Here is a 13053-nt window from a genome sequence, read left to right as displayed (position 1 = left end):
AAGTCTTTTTATGTGCTAAGGAATAAAACACTTTTGGTGAATAACATGAGCATTGGAGTATTTGATGCACACTCAGATTTACCCACATACATTTATGAAGAAAGGAAAAACGGAAAAACAAGAGTTTTAGAAGAAAAATTTGATGAGTTCTTTACTGGAATCTCAGCGAGAGTTATGAGCATTTGGAGCAAGCCAGATAAGAGACCTATTATATTGAGGTATTCCCTTGAAGCCATCAATAGATTGTACTCAGACGTTGCAGAGAGCCAGAGATTTGAAATAGTGAGAAGCATAAAAGAGATGGAGGAAGCTATTAAAAATGATAAGGTGGCACTTTGGCTCGGCCTTGAGGGAGGAGAACCAATAGAAAGTCTTGATATCCTAGAGATATTTTACTCCCTGGGATTAAGAGTGCTGACATTAACTTGGAGCTTAAGAAATCAGATTGGAGACGGTGTTTTCGAGAGGACAAATGGAGGAATAACGAACTTTGGAGCTGAAGTCATTGGGAAATGTGAAGAGTTGGGGATCTTAATAGACGTAAGTCACCTTAATGAAGCTGGATTCTGGGACGTTCTTGACATTACTGGATTTCCAGTTATAGCTTCGCACTCAAACGCAAAATCACTCTGCGATAATCCAAGGAACTTAACTGATGAGCAAATAAAGGCCATAGCTGAGAGAGATGGTGTTGTTGGAATTACAGCCGTTGCAGCCTTCGTAGATAAAGACAATCCAACACTTGAAAAGTTCATCGCCCACGTAGAGCATGTAGTTGACCTGGTAGGTTACAAGCACGTTGGATTTGGGTTTGATTTCGTATATTATCTCCCAGAGTGGAGCGGAAAGAGCGTGGTGGGGCTAGAAAATGAGAGAAGGATACCTGATTTAATTGAGAGATTGAAGGAGAACTTCAGTGAAAAAGAAGTCAAGGCCATAGCATTCGACAACTTTAAGAGGGTATTTGATAGAGTTGTTGGATGATGTACTTCCTAACTTTCAGAGAGGCGAGGGAAATTCTGAAAGCCAAAAGAGAGGGTAAGGAGGAAGTTGAGGTTAACTTAGACCTCATGAGGAGTAACAAAAAGGAAAAACTTTACCTTCAAGGGGACTTTGTTTTATTCCCAGATAATTCAAAGGTAGAAGTTAGAATAGTGGAAAAGATTTCTGAAGATGAAGGTACAGTGTACTTCGTTAAGAATGGCCAAGTTTATAAAGCTGCAATAGCGGGAGAACACTTTTACAAACTCGTTCCTACAATTCCTCCAACAATAGAGATTAACGGCATAAGGATGCATAGGACAAAGGACACGAATCCCCTAGAAGATACAATGAATAAGGTGAACACGGTAAATCCCAGGAGGGGAGAAAAGGTATTGGATACTTGCATGGGTCTAGGGTATACCGCTATAGAATCAGCTAGGAGGGGAGCTGAAGTTATAACAATAGAGAAGGATCCGAACGTCATCGAACTTGCGAGAATAAACCCCTGGAGTAGGGAGTTGTTCACAAACAAAAACATAAAGATAATCCAGGGAGATGCCTTCTTTGTAATTAAAGAATTTGAAGATGAAAGCTTTCACGTAATTATCCACGATCCGCCCAGGTTCTCTCTCGCTGGGGAATTGTACAGCGAGGAATTTTACGAGGAATTATACAGGGTTCTAAAACCTGGGGGAAGGCTATTCCACTACGTTGGAAACCCGGGCAAAAAGTATAGGGAAAAAGACCTTCAGAGGGGAGTTATGGAAAGGCTTAGAAAAGTAGGGTTTACAAATGTTAAAAGGGTAGAAAAAGCACTCGGAGTTTTTGCAACTAAGCCTACTTACCCTTACCCTCGTTAGCTCTAATGCTTGGCCTAACCTTCTCTGCACCCTTACCCTTGTTTCTAAGTCCTCTACCCTTCTTTCCAGCTGATGTGAGACCTCTGAATACTCTACCCTTGTGGTGCTTGAGGGCTATCCATGCTATCTTAGGATCGGACTTGATAACTGGGTGGTGTGGGTCAACCATAATTACTTCAAACCACTTGTACATTCCATCTTCTCCAACCCAATAGCTATTGAGAACCTCAAGGTTGGGGAACTTTCTTGCAGCTTTTTCTTCAGCAATCCATTGCAAGGACTTCTTTGGTGAGTACTTAACTTGACCCATCTTGCTTGGCTTCCTTCCACCCTTCCACCTGGGCCTTTTCCTTCCACCCTTTCTAACCCTAACTCTAACGATAACGTAACCCTGCTTTGCCTGGTATCCCAAGGCCCTAGCCCTATCAAGTCTCGTTGGCCTCTCGATCCTAACAACTACAGGCTCTCTTCTCCACTTTATCATTCTCTGCTTCAATAATTCTCCTACATAGCTCTTCTTTGGGCTCTTCCAAGCTTCCCTAATATACTTATACATTCCCATTGCTCTCCCTCCCTAGTTTGTGGTTCCCCCATCCGGGGACATCCCGCGGGTTTACCCCGCCAAGTCGGTGGATGTTGGAAGGTGAGTTTTTAAGCATTGCGGAGTTAAAAGAACCTTAAGTCACGCATCGATTTACTCACAAGTAAATTACCGGTGAGTAAACAATTGTTCATAGACAGAAAAGAAGATGGAAAAGCCCAGTTCATCGTGATCTATGGTAGGAGAAGGGTGGGAAAACTGCTCTCATACTTGAGTTCTTGAGGAGGTATGGCGGCCTTTATCTGCTTGCGAGGGAGACAGGCGAAAGGGAAAACCTTGGGCAAGTCCGCTCTACGGTAGAAAAACAGCTCAGCTCGAGCTTAAATCTCTTGATTTCTTCAACGCACGTGAATTTCTTCCAAAATACTCGCTTGAAGATTTTTTAAGGGTTTATGGGATTTTAGGAGGCACATCGACATACCATTTTGAGTTAAGTGATGAAAAGAGTCTTGAGGAGAACCTTAAGAGTTACTTCCGAGTTGACTCCTTACTCTATGGCGATGCACTCTTTATCCTTTGGGAGGAGCTTGACGAACCCAGGAATTTACTATATACCGGATAACTACTTCGCCTTTTGGTTCCACTACGTTTACTCAAATGCCGACCTGATCGAAAGCGGAAACGGGGAGCTTCTAGTTGATACCGTAATGGATGACATAGACTACTACACTGCAGAAGTCTTTGAAGATGTAGCCAAAGAATTCCTTTTGACGTTGAACAAGAGTGGAAGGCTTCCATTTAGGTTCACTAGGATTGGGAGGTGGTGGTATAAAAACGAGGAGATTGACTTGGTAGCTGGACTCGTTGCCAAAACGTCAAAGGAAAAGACAAAATAAGAGGCTCGCTTGGGATCTAGAAGACATCCAGAGGACGACCTTCTGGGGGACAATTGAAGTGTTTTATCTCACCAGCGCAATAACCGGAATTCTTAAATAGTTGAAGCACAAGTATTATACTCATGAGTAGACAAAAGTTCGTGAACAGGGAGAGGGAGCTGGCCTTCCTTGAGGAAAGGTACGCCTCGGGAGACGCGGAACTTCTGATAATCTATGGAAGAAGGAGAATAGGAAAAACAGAGCTTCTCCTACACTTTGCGAGGAATAAAGAGCATGTTTATTTTTTGGCAAGCGAGAAACCCTACCGAGACAACCTTCGTGAACTTCAGAGAATGATGGGAGACTTTCTTGGAGATAGACTGTTTTCGAGGATAGAGTTCAGTGATATAGATGAGCTCCTCATCGAATTTTCAAAGAGAGTTCGGGGAAGGAGGGTGGTTCTCATTATTGACGAGTTTCCCTATCTAATCGAGCATTATAAGCCTGTTTTGTCTCTTATCCAGAGGGCATGGGATATGGAGCTTTCGAAGAGCGATCTGCTGCTGATCCTCTGCGGATCGAGCGTCTCTTCTATGGAAACCGAAGTTCTCGGCTACAAAAGTCCACTCTATGGAAGGAGGACTGGCCAATGGATGGTCGACGAGCTCCCATTCTGGAGCTTGAGGGAGTTCTTCCCGAGCTACTCTACCGAGGATATTGTGAAAGTTTACGGCGTCCTCGGAGGAATTCCCGCATATCTCCTCCAATTTGATCCAGAGAAGAGCTTCGACGAGAACGTCGTGGAGAAGGTTCTCTCTAAGGGGGCTTTCCTCTATGAGGAGGCCGAGATACTCCTAAAGGAAGAGATGCGGGAGCCGGCGAATTATTTCATAATACTCCAGGCAATTGCAAGCGGAAGGAGCAGGTTTGGTGAAATTGTGAACGCCACGGGCCTTGATAAGAGTCTCGTGTCCAAGTACCTTAATGTCCTTGAAAAACTTAGAATTGTGGAGCGGGAGGTGCCAGTTACGGCCTCAAGGAAGGAAGCCTTAAAGCGGGGCAAGTACTCGATAACGGATAACTATCTCGCATTCTGGTTCCGCTACGTTCTCCCGAACAAGAGCTATCTTGAGACCGGGCTGGGTAAAGAGATCTGGGAGCGCTCCAAGGAGGATTTCAAGGAATACATGGGAGGAGTCTTTGAACGCCTCTTGAGAAAACCTGAGGTCTTCACGAAGCTGACTAACTTTAGGTTCACCAAGATTGGAAGGTGGTGGCACAAAGGGGAAGAAATAGATCTTGTTGCCTTGAATGAGCGTGAGAAGAAGGCTCTCTTTATAGAGGTGAAGTGGAAGGATTTGAGTGAGAGGGAAGCGAGAGGAATTTTAAAGGATTTGAAGAGGAAGGTTAAACTTGTTGGGTTGGATGAGTGGGGAAAGCATTATGGGCTTGTAGCTAAAAACGTCAAAGGAAAAGATAAAATAAAAGAGGAAGGATGGCTCGCTTGGGACTTGGAAGATTTTGAGCGTCTTGGAGTATCGGGTTAGCAGTACAAAGTTAATCTTGTGGTTGCATGAGTGGGATTGAGGAGAGAGTTGGTATCGTGAATTTATATTCACTGATGGAATGGGAGTACCCTCTAATTCCACGTATAGGAGATCACAAATGTCCTAGTAGCCTTCCACTTATCGAGTGCAAGTTTGTGAATGTTAGAAGATGGGTTTCTAAGCATTACAGGAATTAAGCGTGTTCATCCTGCTCTTCATTAATATCCACATCTACTTTAAAGAGACTTTTAACGTCTTCCTGGACTTCCTGTACATCGCCTTCGAGCACTATTTCTCCGTCAGCAATAACCAAGATCCAATCAGCGAGGAAAAGCAGAGGCTCCCAAATGTGACTGATTATCACGAAATTCGACTCATTATTCTGTTTAATTTTTCTCATAATTTTGATAAATCCAGCGATGTTCTTAAAGTCAAGGTTGGCTAGAGGTTCATCTAGGAATATGAGTTTTGGTTCTCCTATAAAAGCCTGTGCCACACTTAACTTCTTTAGCATTCCAGAGGAGTATCCTCCTATCCTCTTATCAAGAAAATCTATTTTAAATAACTTTGCTACCCTTTCAACTTCTTCCTCTCCGTATCCCTTAGCAGAGGCAAAGAACATCAACCATTCTCTACCCGTAATCAGCTTAGGAAAAGAGGGAGGATCATAGGAGGCACCGATATACTTTTTTATCTTTTTGCTTTTCCATGGGTTCTCTCCAAGAACCCTTATTTTTCCCTTGGTGGGTCTATATATTCCTGTAGCGAGCTTTAGAAAGGTAGACTTTCCCCCTCCATTAGGGCCTAGGATAAGAGTAGTTCCCTCGGGAATCTCTGTGGTTATACCCTTGAGGGCATATATGTTTCCAAAGCGTTTTACAAGGTTTTTAGCGACTATCATTTTTCCACCCCCTCCAGAGATAGAGTATGAGACCGAATGCCGATACTATTCCTACAAAGTATGTAGCATTTTGCACGCTCCTTGTTGGATGATTCTCCTTGAACCTTAAAATACAAGAAATAGAACCATTACCAAAGTAAGCCATATAGTAAGACCCTTCATGCGGAATTATGAGTTCTTCTAAAAGCTGTCCTGAAATTTTTGCGGAATAAATTGGCTCCCCACTAAATCTATCAAATATTTTTAGGTTTCCAAGCCCCCCACGACATTCAACTTCAGCCAGCGATTGTGTTGGTGTTGAGAACGTTAGAAAATATCCCTTTCCACGTTCTGTTGGGGGTAATGAGTAGGGTCCTGAAGAATGCAGCTCGGCTGAGTATCCGTAATAAAGTAGCATCATGACAGAGGGAAGAAGTAAGAAATATGTTAGAAGTCCAATAAAAATCCTCATTTGACATCCCTCCTATCTATTAGAAGTCCTGAGAGGGATAGAAGAATAGCAGGTACAACCATTCCAGAAATTAATAGCTTCTGATCAAATGGTGAGACACTTCCATAGTATGAAAGTATGAAGAGAGCTGGGGGAATATTTGCAATATTGAGAAAGATTGGAATAAAGATAGAAAGAAAACTCACTATGAAGCCAACAAATACATTTGGAGAAAGAAGAGACAAAAGAGTAATAATCGAAAGAGAGTAAAGGAGTGTATAGATGGCCATGATTAAGCGGAACTTTATCATATCGGAGAATAAAATAGAGGGGAGATAGTCAATTATAGTAAAGTTTGAAAGAACTATAACTGAGAAGAACGGCAAAAACACTAAAAATGCAGAGAAAATGATAATTGTGAAAAATTTTACAAGGAAGATCTCAAGCTTTGAGTAGGGGAGAGAGTATAGGGAATTTGCATATCCAGAATCCCTATCTAGTCTGAATGTTATAACTCCAAGAAGTATGAGAAATAACAGGGAGCTCATCCAGAAGCTGAAGTTTCTAAGAACGCCCTCGATTACTAAGGTAGTTGGACTATTCCCAGGGTTATCCATTAGCGTTGAGGTACCAATAGAAATAGTTAGAGAGGACATTACAATTAAGTACGAGCGATGAAGTATTGAAGTATTTAGCAACATACCCGCGAGCAATATGCCTACCTTGAGTGGATCATTTAATTCCCACATAAAAAGAGTTTTAATTCTACTCATGACCTCCCCTCCCTAGCTAGTTTTATTAGGATGAAAATAATTACAAACAATCCAGATATAATATAGAGATAAGCCAAGGGAGTTGTAGGTGGAGAGTATGGGATCCTTTTAAGTTGTAGGAAATTAGCGTTCGTATCGTAAAGAACTAGACCACCTGCTATCATAAGTTTATCATCTTTGGATCTCTTGCTAAGTTCATACATTTTCTCATCGAACCCATATAGTACTGGGAACCCTGCGGCTTTTGCATCTGGAACATGAAAACCCAGCATGCTCAAAAGAATTCCTGAGGAGCCGTCGTAAGTCATCATATTCCTTCCTACAGTCTTTAAATCTGGAGGAACTTTTTCTATACCCGAGGTTGTCTTAATCATAATAGCTGGAGGCTTAAATACTCTATAATAGGTCAGAACAGAAAGATTAGAGATAGTGACATTTGCAACCTTTATAGGCTTTCCCTCAAAATCAAAACAAATTGTTTCGTTTATTTTCATTGGATTGTTAGGATCGTTCCAGAGAATTGTTTTACCATAATATTTTCCGCTTAAATCGTACACATCGCCTGTGTTTGTGTCTATGTAGTATTCTCCCCAAAGCGTCAAATTCCAAAGGGCTACTTTCATAACAGAATATCCTTTTGAGAACATTAGAGGGCCACTTTCCATGGCAATTACGTCATCTTCATTCCAAAATGGTGTGAAATTGGGTGTGGAGTTTGAAGGGTAATAATATCTAACGACAACATATTCTCCAGAGATCTTTATCTTTACCTTTGTTAGATTAGAGCTTATTGAACTTATTGTGAAGTTTACTTGTCCATTGCCATATGTTGTTATTAAGAAGAGTTGTCCCGATCTATTATACACAATTGTCATAGTACCATATCCGTGTTTATTAAGGATATCTTCGGGATCGGGAGGCTCCAAAGGGCGAGATACATAGGTTATATATACTCCCTCTTTAATCCAATAAGGAATCGCAGTTAGTGGTTCAGAGAAAAATAAAAGGAAGAACGTAAATAGGACTAGGTACTTTTTCAACTAGTACTCACCTCCTAATTCCTAACTCCAATAATTGCATGGGCATGCCAATACCGTCCTAAACCAGCACCATATGAATCTGTCCATGCAGCATTAATATCCTGGCCTGGAAGATAACCCATAAAGACTGGTACTATAGCCCCGGGGATATCCCCTCCATCGTGTGTGCTTGACATATTTCAATTCTATTTTAGTCTTATTGGAACAGGGGGCTTTTTTTAATTCCCCGCTGACATAAGCATATACTCCAGCTATTGGTGTATTAGTGACAGGGCCATAAAGAGCATCAGTGTCATAATCAGAGTCGAAGTATACACAATAGGGAGGCAAAGTCGCCTGTATTGCATTATCTGTGGATTCTTCTGTAGTCTTTGCTGTTACGAAGGCCGTTGCTAATGTCATCAACACTAAAACGAGAACAAAAATACTTCTATTATTCATTTGCCCCCCCCATTTATTTGTGAAGGGGCAATTATAATAATTCTTCAAAGTTTTATAAACTTTTCTAATACTGATTTGGATTTTGTTTAATGTTTAGACATTTGAATCTATAAATTTTTGACAATGAGTGAAAATAATATTGTATTGAGAAAGATGTCAAAATTATACCAAGCTCGTTAGCGAGTACATTATGTTGTTATATTTCGTATTTAGCCTAAGTTGAACATTCTCATAAGGAATTATTGCCCCTAGTTTCTATTTCCTCAACTCCTATGGAATAGCACAGCATATAGTATCTTTTGGCGAAAATGTTACTAATCCCACCATGAACCAGGCGAGAGGAAGATCAGAAGGGAAACATCCTTATCCTGGGTTACGGTGTGAGATGGAAAGGTTACTGCTCGGATATAACGAGAACCATAGGCTTAGGGAACTCGATGAAAGGTTAGTTAAGATCTACGAGGTATTTAATGTGCCCAGGAAAGTGCTTTTAAAGCAGTCAGGGAGGGAATAAAAGCGAAAGATGTTGGCTCCAGGGCGAGGGAAGTTATCTCCAAGGCCGGCTACGGTGAATAATTCATTCACAGAGCTGGTCATGGCTTCGGTCTCGACGTTCATGAAGAGCCGTACATAGGCTCAGATGGCGAAGTTATCCTTAGAGATGGGATGACATTCACGATAGAACCTGGAATTTACGTTCCAGGCTTGGGAGGAGTGAGGATAGAGGATGACGTTGTAGTTGATGGGGGAAAGGGAAGAAGGCTAACTAAAGCTGAAAGAGAGTTAATAGTTCTTGTTTTCCCTTTTCTTTAATATGCAGGATTTTATAGAATATGTTCTAATGTGTGGTTGTAATTTGTTATTTCAGTGTTAAATGTTGTTCTTCTACTTGTCTGGATTCGTTTTATTTATCCGTAAGGTTTTTATGTATTATATGTGAGTAGTTAGTTGGTGATTTTCGTGTCGAGGATTGCCTTGTGGTGGATAAGGTGGAATGATACTCTGGGTGGTTATGAGTCTAGGATGACTCTTGATGGGAGGAGTCCAGGAACGTATTACGATGAGGTCCAGTTGTTTAAGGAGAGGGGTTTTGATAGGGTAGTCTTCCTAGGTGGAGAAGGGAGGGGGATCAATTACACTGGGAATGGGTTTGAGGATGCTCGTTACCTAGCATTGTGGATTAGGACTCACATCACCTCAATAGATTATTACATTACAATACCATTCTCCTATGGTAGTGGTGGGCTTAGGGATAACCCTGCCAATGGCTTCAAAAACTCTTACTGGAGGGAATGGATTGACGGAGTTCTCGGGGTTGATGATGATAACAGACTCGGCTTCTACTGGAGCTACGAAAGCTGCCTCCAGACCACATCTTATGATGAAGCACATGTCACTGAAGAGTTCATTCAAGAGATGAGTGATTATATTCACAGTCATGGGCTCGAATTAATTTGGATTCCAACGATTGGAAATAGGACTATGGAGCAGGTGAAGACTTTTTGTGCTATCCCCACTCTTGCTAAGTACTTTGACAATGTCTTTGTTCAGCCTCATTATTATCAGACTACCAAGCTAAGTGATGGTAGTGACTACACCTTCCAAGAGCTTGTTCGCCGTGTAGAGTGGATGAAAGATGAGGGGTTGTCAATCGAGATGGAAGCTGATAATAGTATAATTGGAGAGAAAAGTAATTGTGCGTATTGTAAAAGCGTCCAAGGATGGTGGCAGAATGATTCTTTCCACGAAAAGGTTGGATGTGATGTAGAACCCACTCCAGAAACTGAAGAGAAATGCATTGATCGTGCCTGCGATTACTATAAGGCAATCATGAAAGTTAGCACTAGTGCCTTCTCAACCAGAGCATACTACTTTGGCACTGACTTTAAAGTAGTTGACAAGGTGAAGTCAAAATGCCCAGGTTGGTGATTCCTATCCTTGCCCTTCTTATTTTCTCTGCTCCAATGGCTTCTGCAGTTTACTCTGTAAAGCAAGGGGGTTTCCTCTATGAAGTCTGGTATCATATATACTCCAACGGTACAAGTGCTCTAATTCATATAGGGGTTGAGAACTATAACATAGCCTGTGGCATGACTTCCTGCTGGGCTGAAGTATATGATGCCTACGAGTACCTTCTCTACTACGATGGTTCCAATCTTTACCTCCTCAACTTTACTCCAGCCCTAAGAGAAATGTTACCCAAAAACATGACGAACATGACTATTTACCCCCATTCTTTCATGAATATCTTCTACTTAAATGGCTCTTGGTACGTTAACCTAACATCTCGTGCATACCCAGAAGGATCCTTTAAAAGTATTGACTTAAATCCTGTTTATCGTTTGAGTGAGGACTTTTGCGTGGAGTTGGTGAACGTTACCGTGACAACTAAAACTGAGAATAAGACTATTAACGGGTGGGAGATTGTTATCCCCGAGGAATTCCGTGAAGACCCTGTTTTCGCCGATTTCTTCATCGCCGAGAATGCCAGCGTTTACAATTGGTCGGAGGTTAGACGGTGGATAGACATAGAGAAGTGGCATCACTTTGTCCCCAACTCTTCAAACTTCCCAGTGTACTTCCTTCTCAAAAAGGGTGATCAAGTGAGGAGGGTAACGCTCCTTTACATAAATACAACGGATGGATTAAATGGCTTCTGGTTTCCAGAGGATGTTAAGATCGTTAACGTTACACTATGCAAGCCGACTCCAACAATAATCAATGAAACTACTACTTCCTCCACACCAAGAAGAAAACACAAAATCTGCGGACCAGGAGTTGTCATGCTCTTGTTTTTAATACCACCTCTGATCTTTTCAAAAATAGGAAGAAAGTGAAATCAAAATTTCCAAAATGGTGATTTTTATTTTTACCCTTCTCATTTTCCTCAATTTTAGTCTCAGCTATCTATCAAAAGACAATATAAGAAGAGATACAATCCCTAAACGAGCAGGTGAAGATAATGGCCAAGGAGCTCATGCTCCTTTTAGTCCCTATCTCATTTCTTATCCTTTTCTTTCCGGCAGTTTCTGCGGATTGTTCTCCGCACGAGGTTTACAGTGTTAGTTCTGTTTCCCAGGTGGATGGTTGGATTTTAGTGGAGGTCTCTCATTGGAGCTACATTTGCGAAATGATTGCTGGTGAGTGGGTTGAGAGGGTTGACACTGTGAATTCCTACCTAATCCTTACTGATGGTAGGAAGGCATTCCTCGTGGGTGGATTCGGCCCTCCACTTGACTGGACAATGCCAGCAGGATTCCTAAATGACACCCTCTACGCCGTGCGAATTTCCACGTATAGGGAAACATACAAAAACGTCACCTTCACAGTTAATGGCAAGTCCAGAAGCTTTCCCCTTATGAGGAATGTTCGAGTGGAGAAAATCTACCGGTTTAAAGACGATTGCTTTGAATTGGTTTCAAAATGCATTGACATAACTTATCCTAACGGAACTTCACTCAAAAATTGCAATGACACATTGATCAAACTCCTTGAGCCTCCCACCTCAAAAGTTCATGGAAGAAGTCTCGGAGTGGTAAACTCTTCATTGACAGCTTTTAAAGCGAAGAATGGAGTTGTACTCGTCAATGAGAGTGTCATTACCGTTTCCATTAGCATGAGTATACGTGATGTTCCACTAATCTTTGGGATTGAGAATGGAACCATCGTAAAACTACCTATAGAACCCCTACAAAAGATTACCTGCAATAAAACTAGAACAGGAACAAATATTCCTAGTACATCAAGCAATTTAACCAAGATTTGTGGTTCTGGATTTGTTTTAGTATTACTCCTCCTCTCCTTAATGCTAAAGGGGGGCTCTTAATTTTTCCCATCCTATCATTTCCAAAGGACAGCTCTAATGAACCTGACTTCGGGCTTCTCTTCTACCGTTAAGAGGGTAATATAAACTTCATTCTCTCTATATTTAACGAGAGCAAAGCCCTCTCCTGCAAGATATACTTCGTTAAAGGTTCCTTTGATACGGAGGACTTCTCCAGAGCAGTTAAAGAGAGCAATATAATCCTTGTAAAAAGCTAGAAGATACTCAGAATTTGCTAGTGTGTTTTCTGTGTATTCAGCTTTAAATGTAAAGTTGTCCACATTATATGTCCCAAACCTGTAGAAGTAGATTCCCTTTTCTTTCCCCTTGTACTTCATCTTAAGGACTAAGCATTTAGTAAGAATTTCAGCGCCGAGAACCTGGCTAAGATTCTTTGGTGGCCCTTCAACGAAGCTTAGGCAATAATTCTTGTTAGGTAAAAAAGCTCCCCACATATTGGGACTAAAGTAGGTGACAGCACAGCCATCGCTTGATATTGCATAGCCAAAGCCATTCCTGCTTAGGTGTAAAGTAAAGTAGGGATAGTCCTCATAGCCGCATTCAATTGAGAGTGAACCCTCCCAAAGGAGCTTTTCCCTCTTAAAATAATAGAGCATCCACGTGTAGGATACACCGACAACTGCATAACTTCCATTTGCAACGACTTTTATTATCGTTTTTGGTCGATCAATGGGGAAGGAGTATTGGAATGTTTCGTTAGTTTTTGGTAAGTAAATCGGATACTGTCAGGATAAGCAGTGGGGCGTCAGGTTTAAATCCCAGACACTACCACAGAAAAAGAAAGGGGGGAACATGCAAGCCGAAACCATTATCAACC

14 protein-coding genes and 1 pseudogene are annotated in these 13053 nt (G+C 41.5%); 8 read left to right on the top strand and 7 right to left on the bottom strand.

Translation table 11 applies throughout. From position 1 onward, the window contains the following. The first annotated feature begins 45 nt into the window (after positions 1 to 45). Together PWP39_RS05295 and PWP39_RS05290 are read left to right on the top strand one after the other, a co-directional pair. Entirely contained in the window at positions 46 to 984 is a 939-nt protein-coding gene (locus PWP39_RS05295) for a dipeptidase (protein ID WP_014835258.1), read from the top strand. Next, the gene (locus tag PWP39_RS05290; protein WP_011012008.1) at positions 981 to 1844 is read left to right on the top strand and encodes a class I SAM-dependent methyltransferase; all 864 of its coding nucleotides are present in this window, start codon (positions 981 to 983) and stop codon (positions 1842 to 1844) included. Before PWP39_RS05295 ends, PWP39_RS05290 begins: the two co-directional genes overlap by 4 nt. On the opposite strand, the gene PWP39_RS05285 is transcribed toward PWP39_RS05290, so the two are convergent. Further along, the gene (locus tag PWP39_RS05285; protein ID WP_011012009.1) at positions 1822 to 2406 is read right to left on the bottom strand and encodes a 50S ribosomal protein L15e; all 585 of its coding nucleotides are present in this window, start codon (positions 2404 to 2406) and stop codon (positions 1822 to 1824) included. The two genes, PWP39_RS05290 and PWP39_RS05285, sit on opposite strands and share 23 nt — an antisense overlap. A 476-nt stretch (positions 2407 to 2882) precedes the next feature. Here PWP39_RS05285 and PWP39_RS09740 point away from each other — a divergent pair, with 476 nt between their 5' ends. Together PWP39_RS09740 and PWP39_RS05275 are read left to right on the top strand one after the other, a co-directional pair. Then, the gene (locus tag PWP39_RS09740) at positions 2883 to 3281 is read left to right on the top strand and encodes a DUF234 domain-containing protein (RefSeq protein ID WP_014835261.1); all 399 of its coding nucleotides are present in this window, start codon (positions 2883 to 2885) and stop codon (positions 3279 to 3281) included. A gap of 122 nt (positions 3282 to 3403) precedes the next feature. Then, positions 3404 to 4807, top strand: a complete 1404-nt coding sequence (locus PWP39_RS05275; protein ID WP_011012014.1) for an ATP-binding protein — start codon at positions 3404 to 3406, stop codon at positions 4805 to 4807. 193 nt (positions 4808 to 5000) lie between these two features. On the opposite strand, the gene PWP39_RS05270 is transcribed toward PWP39_RS05275, so the two are convergent. The 5 genes from PWP39_RS05270 to PWP39_RS05250 are packed head-to-tail and all read right to left on the bottom strand — an operon-like array spanning position 5001 to position 8127. Then, on the bottom strand, positions 5001 to 5708 hold the full coding sequence (locus PWP39_RS05270) for an ABC transporter ATP-binding protein (RefSeq protein ID WP_011012015.1): 708 nt from the start codon (positions 5706 to 5708) through the stop codon (positions 5001 to 5003). Further along, complete coding sequence (locus PWP39_RS05265; RefSeq protein WP_011012016.1) at positions 5695 to 6159, bottom strand: hypothetical protein; 465 nt, start codon at positions 6157 to 6159, stop codon at positions 5695 to 5697. Before PWP39_RS05265 ends, PWP39_RS05270 begins: the two co-directional genes overlap by 14 nt. Then, a complete protein-coding gene (locus PWP39_RS05260; protein WP_011012017.1) occupies positions 6156 to 6911 on the bottom strand; it encodes an ABC transporter permease in 756 nt (251 codons plus the stop codon). Before PWP39_RS05260 ends, PWP39_RS05265 begins: the two co-directional genes overlap by 4 nt. Beyond that, positions 6908 to 7951, bottom strand: coding sequence for a hypothetical protein (locus tag PWP39_RS05255; protein ID WP_014835262.1), 1044 nt, complete (start codon positions 7949 to 7951; stop codon positions 6908 to 6910). The genes PWP39_RS05260 and PWP39_RS05255 overlap by 4 nt, the downstream gene beginning before the upstream one ends. Positions 7952 to 7965: 14 nt before the next feature. Next, positions 7966 to 8127, bottom strand: coding sequence for a hypothetical protein (locus tag PWP39_RS05250; protein ID WP_288073015.1), 162 nt, complete (start codon positions 8125 to 8127; stop codon positions 7966 to 7968). A gap of 554 nt (positions 8128 to 8681) precedes the next feature. Between PWP39_RS05250 and PWP39_RS05245 the strand changes: the two are divergent. From PWP39_RS05245 to PWP39_RS05230, 4 genes and pseudogenes are all read left to right on the top strand, one after another. Next, a pseudogene (locus tag PWP39_RS05245) lies at positions 8682 to 9205 on the top strand (M24 family metallopeptidase); the annotation flags it as partial. A gap of 135 nt (positions 9206 to 9340) precedes the next feature. After that, complete coding sequence (locus PWP39_RS05240; RefSeq protein WP_502941336.1) at positions 9341 to 10321, top strand: DUF4855 domain-containing protein; 981 nt, start codon at positions 9341 to 9343, stop codon at positions 10319 to 10321. Next, positions 10306 to 11229 (top strand): hypothetical protein, encoded by a 924-nt coding sequence (locus PWP39_RS05235; protein ID WP_288073011.1) that lies wholly within the window; start codon positions 10306 to 10308, stop codon positions 11227 to 11229. The genes PWP39_RS05240 and PWP39_RS05235 overlap by 16 nt, the downstream gene beginning before the upstream one ends. Positions 11230 to 11354: 125 nt before the next feature. Continuing rightward, positions 11355 to 12218 (top strand): hypothetical protein, encoded by an 864-nt coding sequence (locus PWP39_RS05230; protein WP_011012023.1) that lies wholly within the window; start codon positions 11355 to 11357, stop codon positions 12216 to 12218. Positions 12219 to 12232: 14 nt separating this feature from the next. Here the strand turns inward: PWP39_RS05230 and PWP39_RS05225 are convergent, their stop codons facing one another. Further along, the gene (locus PWP39_RS05225) at positions 12233 to 12832 is read right to left on the bottom strand and encodes a hypothetical protein (RefSeq protein ID WP_288073009.1); all 600 of its coding nucleotides are present in this window, start codon (positions 12830 to 12832) and stop codon (positions 12233 to 12235) included. Positions 12833 to 13053: the final 221 nt, after the last annotated feature.

It is taken from the genome of Pyrococcus sp., assembly GCF_030153625.1.
Lineage (GTDB): Archaea > Methanobacteriota_B > Thermococci > Thermococcales > Thermococcaceae > Pyrococcus > Pyrococcus furiosus.
Note: the sequence above shows the minus strand (reverse complement) of the source record. Positions and strands in the feature narration are given on the sequence as shown.